The organism is Rhizobium sp. BT-226, assembly GCF_025847085.2.
Classification (GTDB): Bacteria; Pseudomonadota; Alphaproteobacteria; order Rhizobiales; family Rhizobiaceae; genus Rhizobium; species Rhizobium sophorae.
Map to the genome: position 1 here is coordinate 1490645 of NZ_JAOYTI010000001.1, position 13320 is coordinate 1503964.

Below are 13320 nucleotides of genomic sequence, written 5' to 3' on the forward strand. Positions count from 1 at the left end.
ATCCGACTCGGTCGATTGCGACGCGACGCTAAGACCCGCCTTCATGGCCGGCAATTAAATTTGACATAGTCATTCGATTGCATTGGCGCGATCGACAAGCAATTCAAAGGCCGGCATGCCTGTGGCTGCTATTTCGCAATTTCCTCGAGAATCAACCGGATTTCCGCAAGCGGTCGCCGGCTTTCATCGAAGAGCTCCACCGACATCATATTCAAAGGCGCGGTCGGCAAGCCTTCGGCGGCCATCTCCGCGAGCACGCGCCGCGCCTCTGCTTTGGCAGCCTCGATAGAGTCGAAATCATATCCCGTCTCGGTCGCCCCGGCACCATCACGATCGAAGAGCTGAAAGTAGAATTTCGGCACCACACATCCCCCGCTAGATGAGCCTAACGGCCCGGAAGCAAACATGTTCCGCCGGAACGGCTGCAATGCGCGTCGTCAAAAGGTGCCGGCTTCCGGAGAGGCCATTTCCTCGATGCCGTCGACGCGATCGGGATAGAAGGCGAGATGGTCTTTAATGTTGCTGACCGCGGCATTCGGCGCCTCGTAGGTCCAGACGGCATTCTTCGAGCGCTCGCCGCCCGCAATGATGCTGTAATAGGACGCATCGCCCTTATAGGGGCAATGGCTGGTGTGGTCGGTGCGCTGAAGCAGCGACATGTCCACATCCCTCCGCGGAATATACTGCACCGGCGGATAGGAGGCCTCGCGCAGCGTCAGTGCGTCGTGGGTGTCGGCGATGGTCTTGCCGCCAAGCGTGACGACGACACGGGAGGGATTGTGCTCGACCGTGATCGGATGGTCCGGCCCCGGAATCTTGATCGACTTGTCTGACATGGTGGTTCGTCTCCAGGAGATATCGGCCCCATGGAGATAGGGCGGCGATGCCGCCGGCCCAAGGCCTCGAATACCACCTTCGTTTAGAATTCGAAACGCGTTGATTCCACGCTCAGCACCGCCGTTTTGGGTGCCACCGGCCAATGCCCCGCGAGCACATCCGCAACTGTGGCGACCAGCTTCCCCATATCCTCACCGGCGGAAACATGCAGGGCCTCCGCAACAATCAGCACCGAGCGCGTCGTCTCCCGCACGGCCGAAAGCCCGCTCTGCCGGTTCGTCCAGCGCCGCGCATGCGCGTTTCCCGCACCGTCTGCGAAGATCACCTCGTCCGGCTCCGGATGTTCGATTTCGCCGGCGAAGGTCAGATAGGTCTCGCCACCCCTGGCCCGCCGGACCTCGAGATCGCCAGCGATCTTTTCAGCGTCGAAGACAGCGATCGGAATGGCGAAGGCGAGCGAAATCGCATTGCAGAGATCGATAAGCGGATGCAGACGCGGCAGCGCATGCTCCTGGCGGAATCGGCGCAACAACGCCTCGGAAGCGCAGCGATATTGTGTCGGCTTCAGCCCCATGCGGGAAAAGCCGCGACGCCAGGCCTGAATTTCGGGGAATTCGCCTTCCTGCGCTTGCGCCAGCCGGGCCTCGGCGATCGCGTAGAAGCTTGCGATCACCGCCTCGACATCGGCATCCGCATGGATGCCGTCGCCATGGAGCGCGCCGGCGCGAAGCTCCGGAAAGGCCTGCCACATGGCATCGGAATGGCTGAACTGCATGGTCTATCTCCCTCCGGCAAGTTTCGCGCTACGGCTCCCGGCAAAGGCAAGCCCGAGCACGGCCGCAAGCACGCAGGCCATGCCGGCGATCTGGCTGAGCCCGACCGGCTCGCCAAGGATGATGAAGGCAAGCATGACGGCGGAAACTGGAGCCACCGCGGTGAAGAGAGCGGCCTCCGTGCCGCTCACCCTTTCTGCCCCCGCATACCACAGCAGAAATCCGCCGATGGTCGGCACCAGCGCATAGTAGACGACGGCGACGAAAGCGCTTGCCGAAATACCATCTGCGAAAGGCGCTTCGAAAATAGCCGGGATGGCGGCAACAATGAAGCCGATGCCGGCCATCAGCGTCGACAGGGCAAGCGGCGCAACCTCCGTCTTCAGCCGTTTGTTCAGCAGGATGAACAATCCTTCGCAGACGACGGCGCAAAAGATCAATGCATTGCCGGCGAGCGATCCGCCGGCCGCATCCGGTGTGCAGGCGATCGAGAGCACGCCTGCCGTCGCAAGCGCCACGGCCAGACGCAGGGCACGCTGCGGCCGTTCGCGAAGCAGCAGGATGGAGATTGCGGCCGACACCACCGGCAACGTGCCGATGATGACGCCGGCATCGGCAGCCGAGGTCAGGCTGAGGCCGGAGATCAGCAGCGTCGTATAACCGACGCTGCCGGCACCCGCCTGAATGATGAGGATGAGGCGGTCATGCCGGGAAAACCTCGGCAGCCGCGCGCCGGTCGCCCACATCAGCAGGAGAAGAACAGGAAAGGCGATGGCGAAGCGCAATGCGGTGGCGCTGAACGGCGGCAGGCTTGATGCGATGAGCTTGCTTGCAATGACGGTGCTCCCCACAGTCAGCATGGCCAGCGCCAGATAGACATAACCTTGAACCTGCCTCGCCATTCGGCGTCTCCTGTTGGATGCGCCGAGAAAACAGTAGGAGACGGTCGAGGTCTTGAACGAAATTGCAGGTGCAAAGCAGCTGCTCAGAGAAAGGCGCCGGCATAAAGCCGCGGCGACAGACCGTATTTGCGCACGAAGACGCGCGTCATGTGGCTCTGGTCGGCAAAGCCGCTGGCAAAGGCAGCTTCTGCAAGCGGCATGCCCTGAGCGATCAGCCGGCGGGCGATATGGATGCGGGCTTGGACGAGATAGGCATGCGGCGTCAGGCCGGTCGCCTTGGCAAAACCGCGCAGCACTTGGAAGCGGCTGAGCCCGCTTTCCCTGGAGAGATCGGCAAGCGAGACGGCGGCAAGCGGGTCGTCGTCGATCAGGTTTCGGGCCGCGCGGATCGACGCCGGCACAAGTGGCCGCTCTTCGGTACCAGAGCGCTCCCGCATGACATCGGCGACGAGTTGCAGAAGCAGTTCCTCATGCAGCAACTCGTCCGCCGCTCCATCGCCGGTCACCGCGCCAAACAGCGTTTCGAAGCGGGCGGCGATCGCCGCGTTGCGGATGACGGGATGCGGAATTTCCGATCGCCCTACCCCGCTTTCGCTGATCTCTCGTGAAAGACCGCTGACGATGGCGGGATCGAAATAGAGGATGCGCCACGACCGCCCCTCGCCGATCGGCGCGCCGTCATGCACCTCGTTCGGATTGACCGTGATGATGTCGCCGGCCTCGGCCTCCACCATACCGCGGCCGCTGAGCGATGACTGAGCACCGGCGGAAATCAAGCCGATGCCGAATTGCTCATGGGTGTGGCGCGCGAAGCTGTGATGCGTTTCCGCCGCCACGGCTTCGACGCCTGATAGCGCCGAGCGCAACATCCTGAACTGATTTCTCGCCATCATCTGCCCGCAGGTCCGATCGCCGGCCACTCTGCCAGCCGCAGTGCGATGACGCAATCGTAGCCAGACTGGGCTGCCTAGAAGAACTCGTCGAGCAGCTGATAATAATCCAGCCTTGCCGGATCCGTGGCCGGCGTGCCGTAACGTTCGAGGAAGGGCTGCACCAGCGCCTCGCCGAAATTGTGGGCAATGCTGCGGCAGGCGAGCGCGATATCCTGATAGCGGTCGGCGACGCCGAGCCGGCTGCAGTCGATATAACCCGAAAATCCCTCTTCCGACGCGATGAAATTCGGCAGGCAGGCGTCGCCATGGGTGACGACGAGATCCTCGCGGCCAAGCCTCTTGCGTTCAAGTTCGGCCAACAAGGCCTCAGCACTCTTTCCAAGCCGCGTTTCGTCAAAATCGGTCTCGTCGACGATACCGGCCTGCATCCGCGCTTTTGCCACAGCGATACGCCTCTCCAGCCGATGATCGAACGGGCAGGATGCGATCGGCAGGCGATGCAGGTCAAGAAGTGCCGCAGCCAGCAGTTCAACCCGCGCAAGCGGCGTCAGCACTGATGCACTGGCGAGATCACTCCCGGGCAGCGCGCTGATTAGCAGCCGGTTGCGCACGCCGTCGCTATCCTCTGCAATGATATCGGGACAAGGCAGACCGGAAGCTTTGACCCAGCGAATCCTGGCCGCTTCATCGGCGAGTTCGCCAAAAGGACCGACCTCTTCGACCTTCAGATAAAGCGTCGGCAATCCGAGAGCTTCCAGCCGAAAAACGCTCGCAGCGGAACGGCCGAGCGCATCGCGTTCGAACCGGTAACCAGCCAGACGGGCATCAAGCACGCCCGCCGACGGTGGTTGATCCTCTTGGAAAATCGACATGATATCTAGGCCGTTGATGCTGGCGCATTATCCCGACAAGGCGGGACAGCGCAAGCGGCGCGACCAGTCAGCACACATTGGCAGACTGAACGATCCTTCTGCGACCTCAATGAACGGTTTCGGCTGGGGCGGCTTCGAGAAGGATTTCGAAAGCCTCTTCCAGAGCAGCCACCAGAATATCTGTCAGCTCGTCGCCCTTGTTCTCCAAGAACACCGCGCTCACGGCTTCGTCCTGACGCTCAAAAAAATGCTCAATCTCGTTTGACATATCATTGTCCCCTTCTTCACCGGAATCATCACGGCCATGAGAAGAGGCTAGGTGCGGTTCCTTGCGCGTGGCTTGTTCCTGATAAGGCCGCAATCCAGGATCGCAAGGACTAGTCACGGATTTCATACTTCGCATACTGACTGCGGGGGATCAATCCGCCAACTTCGTGGGCGAACGACACGACTTTCGTGGCTCCCTCATCCAGCTCGCAGCGGAAACGAACGTGGTACCAGCCTTTGGCTGTGCCAAAGGCTGCATCCGGGACATCAAGGACGGTACCGCTGCGCAACCCGAAACTAGGCAATGCGGATGGAAAATAACTCGGCGAACCGTGAACGAGTTGGCCCTGAAGCTCGGTAGTGCAAAGCGTGGCCACTCGCTCTTTGCGCGGAAGGCCATCGATCGCAGTCTGCGCAAACAAATTGCCATCCCCCATGCGCGAAAACAGCGTTTTTGCCTTCGGCAGATCGTTGTTTTTAGCGACTGCTTTCGGCTTTTCAGCGGCCTTCTGCTCCGCCGGTCTGGCCTGATCGATACTCGTCGTGGCTTCGCCAGACACGTCTGTCGGCGGCCCATTGGGCTTTGGAGAAACGTCTGTTGTTGCAACCTCTGGAAGCTTCACATCATCTGGGACGGGCTTTGAAGCAGGCGTCTCAGTTTCAGGTTTTTCCGCAGCAGCCTGTGTCGGCATCTGCTCAGGTTCGGCATCGTGCTGCGGCGGAGTTGTTGCGGGTTTGGTTTCGCCTCGAGAAGAATTTCCCGCGAGCGATTTTTCGGGACCGCTATTCCTGTCACCAAACTCGATGACAGGGTTCAGGGTCGGCATAGGCCTCGGCTTAGCTTGCTCGGGAGTCTTGCTGGCGGGCGGAGGCGGCGGAGGCAGAGGCGGTGGTGGAGGTGGAGGTGGCTCCTTCTTAGCCTCTTCCGGTGGCTTCGGCTTCGGTGGCTTTACCTCGGGCTTGGGCTCCGGCTTCTTCTCCTCCGGCGGCGGAACGAGCTCAACCTTCACGCTCTCGTCTTCGAGAGGTTTCGGCTCGATCTTCGGCAGCCCGAAAATCAGAAGAGCAACGATAGGAATATGGGCAGCAACGGACGCGACGACGCCCCAGCGGATTTCAGGCCGCTGCTTTCCCGTTTCGTGCTGCGCTTCCGCCGGTTCTACGTCTTCTTCTGTCACAGCAGCGATGTGGCCTTTAAAGCCGGCAGCATCAAGCCACAAAAGAAAAAAACCGCGTGATCGAGCAGCGATGAGGGTTATTGGTCGACCGCGCCATCGTCGGCGACCAGATTGTGCTCCTGCCATTCCCCTTGCGGAATGGCATCGCCGACGAGGAAGGCGAAGGACGCGACCTTACCGGAGCCGGCATCGAGCTCGCATTTGAACTGGATGTTGTACCACTTCCGTTTGCTGCGGAAGGCGCCGCCCCTGACCTCGACGCTGTTACCGCTGACCTTCTCCGCCACCATCGCATAGGGGGCAAGCATATCCGGCGCCATGGCCGGGTGCGCCCGGCGGACCTGCTCCAGCGCCTCCAAGTCACAGAGCTGCAGATTGCGCTCGCTGCCGGCAAGCCCACGTAGTGCCTCGCGGGCGCGGCGGCTGCGTGGATCGGCAAGGAGCTTGTCGGAAAACAGCTGCCTTGCCTTGACGAATTCCGCCGGCTTTTGCACCGGCAAAGTAATCGGTGCCACAGAAGGCATTACCGCAGCTGGCGGATTATTGGTAACCGGCACCGCCGGCTCGGCTTCGGGTTTTGCCGCCTCAGGCTTTGCCTGTTCCGGCGAAGGCGTCTTGGCGGGCTCGGGCATTTTCAGCTGTTCCGCGGCCTGCGGGACGATCTCCACCGAGAGACCGTCATCCGGCAATGGCAGCGGCGGCTCCGCCTTCGGCAGCAGTAGCAGCAGAAGCAGAATCGCAACGATATGCAGTGCGAACGACGCAGCAGCGCCCCGCCGGATCCCGTCATCCCATTTGTCCGCCGCCAGTTCCATCGGTCAGGAAGCGGCTGTCGAACGAGCGGTGACGATCATGAAACTGAGGAGCGCTTTCATCATGAGCTTGCCGAAAAGTCGGGCCGGAGCCTGCCGCGGAAATTGAAGCACGCCGCGACACTGCCAGCGCAGCGAGTGCTCCGCAACATCTAAGATCGACGATCTCCGGCTCCGGTTATCCGAGCGAGCCGATGAGATCCCGGTAGGCGGCCTCCGGGAATGCCTTCAGCGTCTCCGTGCGGACATTGCCGCCCATCGCCAGCGAAAGGGTAAAATGCGCCATCACGGCGTCATCTGGCGCCTCGCAGACGGCGACCATGTCATGCCCGCCCATCGTCAGGTAGAATTGGTTGATGGAGCCCCCGACGCTGGTGAGCAATTTCTTCGCGGCATCGAGCCGTTTTGCCGAGTCGCGCACATTGCGGATGCCCTGATCCGTCCAATTGATCAAAAGAATGTAAGTGGTCATGTCGCACCTCCTGACGGAGGATTGGCCCACGCAGGTAACGTCGACCCTCGCTCGCGTGTCGCGAGTGATCCCTTCCCCCGTGGCCGGATTATAATCCTGTCACCGCAGAGGGACAAGAAAGGCGCCGGGATCATTGGTATTAATCACGAAAAGCAAAAGCCGGGCGCGAAGCCCGGCTTTTCCAATGAGAGCGGCGGCGGCGAAGCCCCTAGCTGTCCAGGAAGCTTCTCAGCTTCCTGGAACGGCTCGGATGCTTCAGCTTGCGCAGCGCCTTCGCCTCGATCTGGCGGATACGTTCGCGGGTGACCGAGAACTGCTGGCCGACTTCTTCGAGCGTATGGTCGGTGTTCATGCCGATGCCGAAGCGCATGCGCAGAACACGTTCCTCGCGCGGCGTCAGCGAGGCGAGAACGCGGGTCGTCGTCTCACGCAGGTTTGCTTGGATGGCGGCGTCGATCGGCAGCAGCGCGTTCTTGTCCTCGATGAAATCGCCGAGATGCGAATCCTCTTCGTCACCCACCGGGGTTTCGAGCGAGATCGGCTCCTTGGCGATCTTCAGGACTTTGCGGACCTTTTCGAGCGGCATGGCGAGCTTTTCGGCCAGTTCTTCCGGCGTCGGCTCGCGGCCGATCTCGTGCAGCATCTGGCGCGATGTCCGGACGATCTTGTTGATCGTCTCGATCATGTGCACCGGAATGCGGATCGTGCGGGCCTGGTCGGCGATCGAACGGGTGATTGCCTGACGGATCCACCACGTCGCATAGGTCGAGAACTTGTAGCCGCGGCGATATTCGAACTTGTCGACCGCTTTCATCAGGCCGATATTGCCTTCCTGAATGAGGTCGAGGAACTGCAGGCCGCGGTTCGTGTACTTCTTGGCGATGGAGATGACGAGGCGAAGGTTTGCTTCGACCATTTCCTTCTTGGCGATGCGCGCTTCGCGCTCACCCTTCTGCACCATATGGACGATGCGGCGGAATTCCGAGATCGAGATACCGGTTTCGGTCGCCAGATTCTGGATTTCCTGGCGAATGTCGCGGATCGTCGTGTTTTCACCCCTGGCGAATTCCTTCCAGCCGCGGGCGGCCAGATTGCCGATCGACTTCATCCAATTCGGATCGAGTTCAGCACCCTGATACTGCTCCAGGAAGCTGTCGCGCTTGACGCCGTAGGATTCGGCCAGACGCAGCAGACGGCCCTCGTTGGAAACGAGGCGCTTGTTGATGTCGTAGAGCTGCTCGACGAGGGCATCGATGCGATTCTGGTTCAAGGACAGAGATTTGACGGCCTTGATGAGCTCATCTTTGAGTTCCTTGTAGCGGCGCTCCTGGGCAGTGGACAGCGTGCCGGAAGCCGACAGCCGCTGCTCGACCTGCTGGTCCTGCAGCTTGCGCAGCTTCTTGTAGGTCTCGGCGATCGTGTCGAGCGTCTCCATTACCTGCGGGCGAAGCTCGGCTTCCATCGCCGCCAGCGAAAGGTTGGATTCGTCCTCGTCCTCTTCCTCCTCCTCGGGAGGCAGGCCTTCGCCGCCGACATCGGTGATGTCGTCGTCGCCGGAGCGGGCGCGACGGGTCTTTTCCTTCTCTTCGGCGAGCTTGCGATCAGCCTCGATCTTCTCGGGGCTCTGGAACTGCGGCGCAGCCTTGGCTTCAGGACCGGAATAGGTCGTTTCGAGATCGATGATCTCGCGCAGCAGCGTCGTGCCTTCGTTGAGTTCGTCGCGCCAGATGATCAGCGCCTGGAAGGTCAGCGGGCTCTCGCAGAGACCCGCGATCATCGTCTCGCGGCCGGCCTCGATACGCTTGGCGATCGCGATTTCGCCCTCGCGGGAAAGAAGCTCCACCGAGCCCATCTCGCGCAGGTACATGCGAACCGGATCGTCGGTACGGTCGGTCGGTTCTTTTTTCTTGGCAGTCGCAAGCGCCGTGCCGCTCGAAGGCGCGAGTTCGCCGCCTTCGCTCTCCTCGTCGCCGCCGGCGTCGTCGTCATCGCTGCCGCCGGAAGCACCGGCTTCCTCGGCTTCCTCGTCTTCGATGACGTTGATGCCCATGTCGGACAGCATCGACATCGTGTCTTCGATCTGCTCGGACGTCACTTCTTCGGACGGCAGGACCGCGTTAAGCTCGTCCATTGTCACATAGCCGCGCTTCTTGGCGGCCTTGATCATCTTCTTGACCGCGTCGTCGGAAAGATCGAGAAGAGGGCCGTCGCTTGCGCCGTCGCGTTCGACTTCCGCGTCTTCGTTCTCTTTGACCTTGGTTGCCATTTATATCGTCGCCTTCCTGACGCTATCCAATCTCGCTACGGTGAACGGCTTGTCTCAGGGCCTGACGCGCCGCACGCGCCGCCCTCGAATCACCTTTGCCCACCTAACGGGATGACATTTAAAGCCTGATTAACCACGATTACCGGCACCGGACAGCAAAGCTTTCTTGCTTTTGGATTTCCGGTCATGGTTGCGCGATCCGCCTTGACCCAGTTCACCATTCAACAAGTCGAACGGTGATTCCCACATTTTTTGTTCTCGTCAAGCTTTTCCAGAGAAAAAGCCCACAAAAATACGGAAAAAGCCTTATCCACAGGCTTTGAACCGCGGCAGCGATTGCGAACCCTTATTTAAGATGCGGCGAACAAAAGACAAGGGCAGCAAGAATTTTGCCCGCCGCACCAGTTGCTTCCACCATTTTTGCAGTTGTGCCGAGAATATATTCGCCATTGCCTGACGGATATCGGCTAACGCGCCGCGCCGTCATACGCCTTCACCGTCAGCGCGCCGATATCGACCGCGGGAATACAGCGCAGATTGATCGAAGCCATGGCTGCGCCGTTCGGACCCACAGCCTCGCCGAACGGCGCGATGCCGCAATTGGCGCAGAAGTGATGCCGAATGACATGCTGGTGGAAAGTATAGGTCGAGACATTGTCCTCCGGCGTTGTCAGCACCAGTTTCTCGCGCGGCACGAAGGCGAGAAGTCCGCCACGCCTTCGGCAAAGCGAACAATTGCAGTCGAGCGACTCGGTGAATTCGCCTTCGACCTCGAAAGCCACATTGCCGCAATGGCAGCTTCCTTCATAGAGCATGTCGTCTCCTCACATCCAATCCATCACAACCTTGCCGGAATTGCCCGACCGCATCGCCTCGAAGCCGTCGCGGAAATCGTCGATGCCGATCCGGTGGGTGATGATGGGCGCGAGATCGAGGCCGCCCTGGACGAAAGCGATCATCTTGTACCAGGTCTCGAACATCTCGCGGCCGTAGATGCCCTTGAGATTGAGCATCTTGAAGATCACCTTGTTCCAGTCGATCTCGAAGCCCGCCGGCGCGATGCCGAGAATGGCGATCTTGCCGCCATTGTTCATCTTGTCGATCATGTCGCGGAAGGCAGGTGCGGCCCCCGACATTTCCAGCCCGACGTCGAATCCTTCCGTCATGCCGATCGCCTTCATCACGTCGGCGAGGTTTTCCTTCGATGCGTCGACGACGTGGTCGATGCCGAGCTTGCGCGCCAGCTCCAGCCGGTGGGGATTGATATCGGTGATGACGACCTTGCGGGCGCCGGATCGCTTGGCGACGAGCGCACCCATGATGCCGATCGGCCCGGCGCCAGTGACGAGCACGTCCTCGCCGACGAGATCGAAGGAAAGCGCGGTGTGCACGGCATTGCCGAACGGATCGAAGATCGCGGCGATCTCGTCGGAAATATCATCCGGGATCGGCACGACATTGCTTTCGGGAATGCAGACGAACTCGCCGAAGGAGCCTGGGCGGTTGACGCCGACACCGAGCGTGTTGCGGCAGAGATGCCCCCTGCCCGCCCGGCAGTTACGGCACTTGCCGCAGACGATATGCCCCTCACCGGAGACCCGCTCGCCGACATGATAGCGGGTGACCGCCGAACCGATCTCGGCGATCTCGCCGGAGAATTCATGGCCGACCACCATCGGCACCGGAATGGTCTTCTGTGCCCACTGGTCCCAGTTCCAGATATGGACGTCGGTGCCGCAGATCGCCGATTTTTTCACCCGGATCAGCACATCGTTTGGCCCGACCTCGGGCACCGGCACATTCTCCATCCAGAGCCCGACCTCGGGTTTTGCTTTGACCAGTGCCTTCATCATGTTCGACATAACTATTCCCACTCTGGTTGGCATCTGACTTTGCTATTCCCTCTTCTCCCCAGCGGGGAGAAGAGGGAGCAAGATGCACCGGCTTCGTCAACCTCGACGCTGTGTTTGGCACGTCCACTCTCCCCGTTTTTCACGGGGAGAGGGTTAGGGTGAGGAGCAAACCCCATTCTCAAATCACACCCAGTTCCCGCCCTGCCTCGGCAAAGGCCGCGATCGCCCTTTCCACATCCGCCCGCGAATGCGCCGCCGACATCTGCGTGCGGATGCGGGCCTGCCCTTTCGGCACGACGGGGAAGGAGAAGCCGATGACATAGATGCCCTTCTTCAGCATCAGGCTGGCCATATCCTGGGCGAGCTTGGCGTCACCCAGCATGACAGGAATGATCGGATGGCCTTCGCCGGCAAGCGTGAAGCCGAGCTTGGTCATTTCGCTGCGAAACAGCTCAGCATTGTCGGAAAGGCGCTTGCGCAGGGCATCACCGTTTTCGATGAGGTCGAACACCTTGAGCGAGGCGGCGGCGATGACGGGCGCCAGCGTGTTCGAGAACAGATAGGGCCGCGAACGCTGCCGCAGCCACTCCACAACCTCGGCCTTCGCCGAAGTATAACCGCCCGAGGCGCCGCCGAGCGCCTTGCCGAGCGTGCCGGTGATGATATCGATCCGGCCCTCGACACCGCAATATTCCGGCGACCCACGGCCGTTCTTGCCGACGAATCCGACGGCATGGCTGTCATCGACCATGACCATCGCCCCGTATTTCTCGGCGAGATCGCAGACGCCGCCCAAATTGGCGATGATGCCGTCCATCGAGAAGACGCCGTCGGTGGCGATCAGCTTGAAGCGGCTGCCTTCGGCCTTTTTCAGTTCTTCTTCCAACGCCGCCATGTCGTTGTTGGCGTAGCGGAATCGCTTGGCCTTCGAAAGCCTGACGCCGTCGATGATCGAGGCGTGGTTTAGCGCGTCCGAGATGATTGCATCCTCTTCGGAGAGCAGCGTTTCGAACAGGCCGCCATTGGCGTCGAAGCAGGAGGAATAGAGGATCGTGTCTTCCATGCCGAGGAAGAAGGAGATACGCGCTTCGAGCTGCTTATGCTCTTCCTGCGTGCCGCAGATGAAGCGCACCGAGGCCATGCCATAGCCGTATCGGTCGAGCGCTTGCTTGCCGGCCTCGGCCAGTTCCTCGTTGTCGGCAAGGCCGAGATAGTTGTTGGCGCAGAAATTCAGCACCCGTTCGCCGGTGGAAATCGCGATCTCGCCCGCCTGCTTGGAGGTGATGACGCGCTCGGATTTGTAGAGGCCGGCATCCTTCAGCGCTGAGATCTCGTTGTTGAGATGGGAGAGAAATTGCGAGGTCATGGACGGCCTTTCCCAGAGATTTCCATTTGCCCGCCGGGTTAGCATATTGCCGCCGGCTTGTCTTCTTCAGCGCTCAACCGCAATCAGCAGGAACATCGGCCGGTCCATCTCCTCCGCCCAATCTGGATTGTCGTGGAGCTCATCTTCGTTCGGGCTCCACTCCTCGACATGGCGAATGGCAAAACCGGCCGCGATCAAGGCGTTGAGCGTCGTGCCGAGCTTGCGGTGCTGCTTGACCACACCCTTGGCGAGCCAGTCTGTGGTGCGCGGACCTTCGACGGAATAGCGGTCGAGCGGCCAGATGCGGCGCCCCTCGGCACCGGCTGCCCAGGCGGGGTTGGTCGGCGCCATGAAGATCGGGTGCTCGATGGTGAAGACGAAATGCGATCCCGGTAAAAGCGCGCGATAGACGGTCGCGACGAGACCGGCGAAGTCCTCGATATAATGCAGCGCCAGCGAGCTGTAGGCGAAATCGAAAGAGGCTTGAGCAAGCGTGAGATGCTCGAGATCGGCAATCTCGTAGGTGATCGCGGCATCCGCCGTATCGGCCCGCGCTCTGGCGATCATCTTTTCCGAAATGTCGAGCGCCAGCACGCTCGCAGCACCTTGGCTCACGGCAAAACGCGAAAACCAGCCGAAGCCGCAGCCGAGATCGACAACACGCTTGCCGGCAAGATCGGGCAGCAACGCGCGCACCGCCGGCCACTCCGATGCTCCGTCGAGACCATCGACGGAGCGGCGCATCTGACTGTATCCGTGAAAGAATTCTGGCTTGTCGTAGATATTCTGCGCCATTAGCTCTCTCCTTAAGGGCCAGCATCTACCATGC

15 protein-coding genes are annotated in these 13320 nt (G+C 60.8%); all 15 read right to left on the reverse strand.

Annotated features, from left to right (window positions below):
- Positions 1–128 precede the first annotated feature (128 nt).
- Positions 129–362: a hypothetical protein gene (locus tag OIU37_RS07630; RefSeq protein ID WP_129419781.1), complete on the reverse strand. Its 234-nt coding sequence runs from the start codon at positions 360–362 to the stop codon at positions 129–131.
- A gap of 75 nt (positions 363–437) precedes the next feature.
- Positions 438–836, reverse strand: coding sequence for a DUF427 domain-containing protein (locus OIU37_RS07635; RefSeq protein ID WP_168309892.1), 399 nt, complete (start codon positions 834–836; stop codon positions 438–440).
- An 83-nt stretch (positions 837–919) separates the two neighbouring features.
- A complete protein-coding gene (locus OIU37_RS07640) occupies positions 920–1612 on the reverse strand; it encodes a B3/4 domain-containing protein (RefSeq protein WP_264256934.1) in 693 nt (230 codons plus the stop codon).
- A gap of 3 nt (positions 1613–1615) precedes the next feature.
- Complete coding sequence (locus OIU37_RS07645) at positions 1616–2512, reverse strand: DMT family transporter (RefSeq protein ID WP_264256936.1); 897 nt, start codon at positions 2510–2512, stop codon at positions 1616–1618.
- Positions 2513–2595: 83 nt separating this feature from the next.
- Entirely contained in the window at positions 2596–3402 is an 807-nt protein-coding gene (locus OIU37_RS07650) for an AraC family transcriptional regulator (RefSeq protein ID WP_168314375.1), read from the reverse strand.
- Positions 3403–3479: 77 nt separating this feature from the next.
- A complete protein-coding gene (locus OIU37_RS07655; RefSeq protein ID WP_168314090.1) occupies positions 3480–4277 on the reverse strand; it encodes an APH(3') family aminoglycoside O-phosphotransferase in 798 nt (265 codons plus the stop codon).
- 106 nt (positions 4278–4383) lie between these two features.
- Positions 4384–4545 (reverse strand): hypothetical protein, encoded by a 162-nt coding sequence (locus OIU37_RS07660; RefSeq protein WP_171598430.1) that lies wholly within the window; start codon positions 4543–4545, stop codon positions 4384–4386.
- 109 nt (positions 4546–4654) lie between these two features.
- Positions 4655–5764, reverse strand: a complete 1110-nt coding sequence (locus tag OIU37_RS07665) for a DUF930 domain-containing protein (RefSeq protein WP_264257459.1) — start codon at positions 5762–5764, stop codon at positions 4655–4657.
- Between the two features lie 35 nt (positions 5765–5799).
- Positions 5800–6537, reverse strand: coding sequence for a DUF930 domain-containing protein (locus OIU37_RS07670; RefSeq protein ID WP_168310695.1), 738 nt, complete (start codon positions 6535–6537; stop codon positions 5800–5802).
- Positions 6538–6712: 175 nt separating this feature from the next.
- The gene (locus tag OIU37_RS07675) at positions 6713–7006 is read right to left on the reverse strand and encodes a GYD domain-containing protein (RefSeq protein ID WP_003541605.1); all 294 of its coding nucleotides are present in this window, start codon (positions 7004–7006) and stop codon (positions 6713–6715) included.
- 208 nt (positions 7007–7214) lie between these two features.
- Positions 7215–9272: an RNA polymerase sigma factor RpoD gene (gene rpoD, locus OIU37_RS07680; RefSeq protein WP_018074040.1), complete on the reverse strand. Its 2058-nt coding sequence runs from the start codon at positions 9270–9272 to the stop codon at positions 7215–7217.
- 467 nt (positions 9273–9739) lie between these two features.
- Positions 9740–10087, reverse strand: coding sequence for a GFA family protein (locus OIU37_RS07685; protein WP_264256969.1), 348 nt, complete (start codon positions 10085–10087; stop codon positions 9740–9742).
- A gap of 9 nt (positions 10088–10096) precedes the next feature.
- On the reverse strand, positions 10097–11134 hold the full coding sequence (tdh, locus tag OIU37_RS07690) for an L-threonine 3-dehydrogenase (protein ID WP_011652887.1): 1038 nt from the start codon (positions 11132–11134) through the stop codon (positions 10097–10099).
- A gap of 169 nt (positions 11135–11303) precedes the next feature.
- Entirely contained in the window at positions 11304–12491 is a 1188-nt protein-coding gene (locus tag OIU37_RS07695; RefSeq protein ID WP_168314092.1) for a glycine C-acetyltransferase, read from the reverse strand.
- Positions 12492–12557: 66 nt separating this feature from the next.
- On the reverse strand, positions 12558–13286 hold the full coding sequence (locus tag OIU37_RS07700) for a bifunctional 2-polyprenyl-6-hydroxyphenol methylase/3-demethylubiquinol 3-O-methyltransferase UbiG (protein ID WP_264256983.1): 729 nt from the start codon (positions 13284–13286) through the stop codon (positions 12558–12560).
- Between the last annotated feature and the right edge of the window lie 34 nt (positions 13287–13320).